At 59.1% G+C, this 2,745-nt stretch carries 5 protein-coding genes; 4 read left to right on the top strand and 1 reads right to left on the bottom strand.

Annotated elements, in window-relative coordinates; all coding sequences use genetic code 11:
- Positions 1-2 precede the first annotated feature (2 nt).
- The 4 genes from AB5405_RS09675 to AB5405_RS09660 all read left to right on the top strand — a co-directional run bounded on the left by AB5405_RS09675 (position 3) and on the right by AB5405_RS09660 (position 1,939).
- Positions 3-266 (top strand): helix-turn-helix domain-containing protein, encoded by a 264-nt coding sequence (locus tag AB5405_RS09675; RefSeq protein WP_368138337.1) that lies wholly within the window; start codon positions 3-5, stop codon positions 264-266.
- A gap of 224 nt (positions 267-490) precedes the next feature.
- On the top strand, positions 491-1,183 hold the full coding sequence (locus AB5405_RS09670) for a hypothetical protein (RefSeq protein WP_368138336.1): 693 nt from the start codon (positions 491-493) through the stop codon (positions 1,181-1,183).
- 2 nt (positions 1,184-1,185) lie between these two features.
- Positions 1,186-1,338: a hypothetical protein gene (locus AB5405_RS09665; RefSeq protein ID WP_368138334.1), complete on the top strand. Its 153-nt coding sequence runs from the start codon at positions 1,186-1,188 to the stop codon at positions 1,336-1,338.
- Positions 1,339-1,429: 91 nt separating this feature from the next.
- Positions 1,430-1,939 carry a DUF5067 domain-containing protein gene (locus AB5405_RS09660; RefSeq protein ID WP_308616650.1) on the top strand — a complete coding sequence of 170 codons (510 nt, stop codon included), beginning with the start codon at positions 1,430-1,432 and terminating at the stop codon, positions 1,937-1,939.
- Positions 1,940-1,969: 30 nt separating this feature from the next.
- Here the strand turns inward: AB5405_RS09660 and AB5405_RS09655 are convergent.
- The coding region (locus tag AB5405_RS09655) for a metallophosphoesterase family protein (RefSeq protein ID WP_368138333.1) at positions 1,970-2,745 on the bottom strand (776 nt) is incomplete at its 5' end.

The following is a 2,745-nucleotide window of genomic DNA, read 5'->3' as shown; positions in this document are numbered from 1 at the left end:
TCGTGCTTGGCACCCATGCTTGCACCGCGGAACTTGAGCGAGATCTGATCAGGCAACGCCAGGCCGAGGGTATCGCCGTCAAACGGAGCCACGGCGGCAACGTGGGTGGCAGGCCTCGCACTGCCGGCGTCAAAGCCGATGCCGCAGTAAGGCTCTATCTTGGAGGAGAGACTCCTATTCCCGATATTTGCGCTGCGACTGGCGTCTCCAAATCAACGCTGTACCGCATCCTTCGTGAACGCGGATTGGTGGGCGTCAGGAAATAAGTCCGTCTGTCGTTTCGCGATTTGCCTAATAGGCCCGAGTGCGGCGGCGTTACTATATAAGGGTGCGGTATTTCTCTAACCGAAAACCTGCGTGAACGCATGACTTGAGACGCCTTTTAGAACTCACCGATCGCAGGAAAAAGACAACTCAACAGCGGCCGTGCATTGTTCCCAGCCATATGGCATGGCGGAGCCATGCCCGTTGTTGATTGGAGTGCCGCATCATGGCCGAAAACCAAGTCCAGTCCGAAAAGAAAATGACCAGTCTGAATGTCTCATCGGAGACCCGTGACGCCATAAAGGACATCAGCACGAGCCTTGGTCTCTCGCAGGCCGATACCGTCGCCCGCTTGGTCGACGGCTACCACCCTAACGCCACTCCCGGCGTGAAGGCTGCGCTCGACGCATCGGCCGTCCTCGATGAGGCGGTCGAGCGGGTCAAGCGCATCATCGTGGGCGCTGCCGAAGCTGCCGCGATGGAGGCTCGTGCTGCCCGCGAGGACGCCGACGCTGCCAAGAAAAGTGCAATGGAACAGATTCAGAGCATCAAATCTAATTGCGTCGAGCAGGTCGCCGCCATCAAAGAGAAATTCGAGCTGGATACTGCGAGCTTGGAGATTGAGAACGATGAGCTCCACGCCACCGTCGCCGATTACCTCTCGCAGCTCAAGAAGCTCGATTCCGAGAACAATCAGCTCTTGGCAGAATCAGCCGCAAAAGACGATCGAATTGAAAGCATGAGGGGCGCGGTCGACGCCGCGGCCAAGGCTCAGGCCGATCTCAACGTCTCCCTCCTCGCCCAGCGTGACCTGATGGCCGAGGTCGCCGCCCTCAAGGACCGCCTCGCCGCCTCCGAGCAGCGGGCGGCCGTGGCCGAGGCCAAGGTCGAGGTCATGGCCCAGGCGAGGGGCGAGTAGATATGTCCGACAAGCTAAGGCCGTCTCGCCGTGAGTTGATAACGGCAGGGCTAGTCGTCTTTTTGGTCACGGCACTTGTCTGGACTGTCATTGATGGTTCCGGCGCAAATGCGCTCACCATCAGCGGTGTCATCACCCGTCAAAATGCCGTCTGAGCTTCGCTTGCAGCAGTTTCAGTGGTCATGCTCATTGGGGCTTGGCTGTTTGGCTGATGGCATTCAAAAACAATTAAGTTTGGAGTAGTCGATGGAACATCTCTCTGTTAAAAAGGCAATCAACCTAGCTCGGAACTTTGGGGCTGCTGGTGTTCTGGCAGCCGCCCTAGTTATGACCTCTGGGTGCAGCCAGGCAGACGATCGTCAGACGGCAGTTCAGGTCGCTGATTCTGATAACGCGCAGGAAGACGGGGTTTACGGCAAGATGGAGTATTCAGTCACCGGCGTCGAGGTGCATGATTCCTCGGCTGGCGATGGCGGGAAGGTTGCCGTTGTTCGCTGGCACGCCATTAACAACCGATCGGCAGATTCATGCGCTGTTGGTAGCTACATCACGGCTTATCAAAATAAGCAGATGCTATCTCGCGGGTTTGCCGCCGATTTGCAGGAAGACCGCTTCTCTTCGCAAGGGCTTGCGCCGGGAGGCGAATGCGACGGTGTGTCGATTTTTGACCTCAACGACATGTCTCCCATCGAAGTGAAAGTCGACGGGATGGGCGCCGGGTCAAACTCCCTCGACCAGACCTTTGAATTGGAGTAGGCCGCAAAGCGTCTATTTTCTAGAAACCTTCTAGAGCATTTCTAGAGGGTTTCTAGAGCCGGGCGCAGCATTTTCGATCGGCACGATGTCTCGGTAGATAAGGCGGTGCCTGTCGTCGCGCCATTCGTCGCCGTGGTAGTGGCCGAAGAACCAGGCGCGGTAGCCGAGCTGCCCGTCGAGCTCGGCAAGGAATCGTTGCAGCTGGTCGTCCAGATACTCGCGTTCGCGCTCCCGGCACAGCTTCTCTGCCAGGTCGGCAGGAGCCTCGTGAGTCACCACGTAGTCGACCTTCCAGCCCACGCGGTCGAGCGAGGTGCGGCATTGCCACATCTCTTCCTCGCTCGGCATCTCCTCGGGCCACCAGCTCCTCCCCTCCTTGCGATACTGCCTGTCGTTGCTCGTGGCGCCGCCCATGGCAAGGACTATGAGCCCGTCGATATCGAACACCTCTCCGCGCATCAGGTGCAGCACGTGCGGTCGCGCCTCATGGACGAGCCCGCCGTTCCACTCCCGCACCGGCAGCTCAGCCAGGGCGTGGTGGTTCTCATGATTGCCGTCCACGAAACACGTGGTCCACGGCTTCGACTCGATCCAGTCAAGCCAGTATTTCTCGGCGTTGGATCCATCCCAGACAAAGCCGAAGTCGCCGGCCACGATCACCACGTCATCGCGCGTCAGAGTCCGGCCCAGCGGCCAATTCTTGAAGGCAAACCGGCTGGACCCGTGCTCGGCCCTGCCGTGCACGTCGCCCGTCACATAGATAGCCATCAGTACGCACCCCACGGCAGGAGTTTGTCCCCGAGCCT

This window comes from Collinsella aerofaciens (genome assembly GCF_040920445.1).
Classification (GTDB): domain Bacteria; phylum Actinomycetota; class Coriobacteriia; order Coriobacteriales; family Coriobacteriaceae; genus Collinsella; species Collinsella aerofaciens_BH.
Note: the sequence above shows the minus strand (reverse complement) of the source record. Positions and strands in the feature narration are given on the sequence as shown.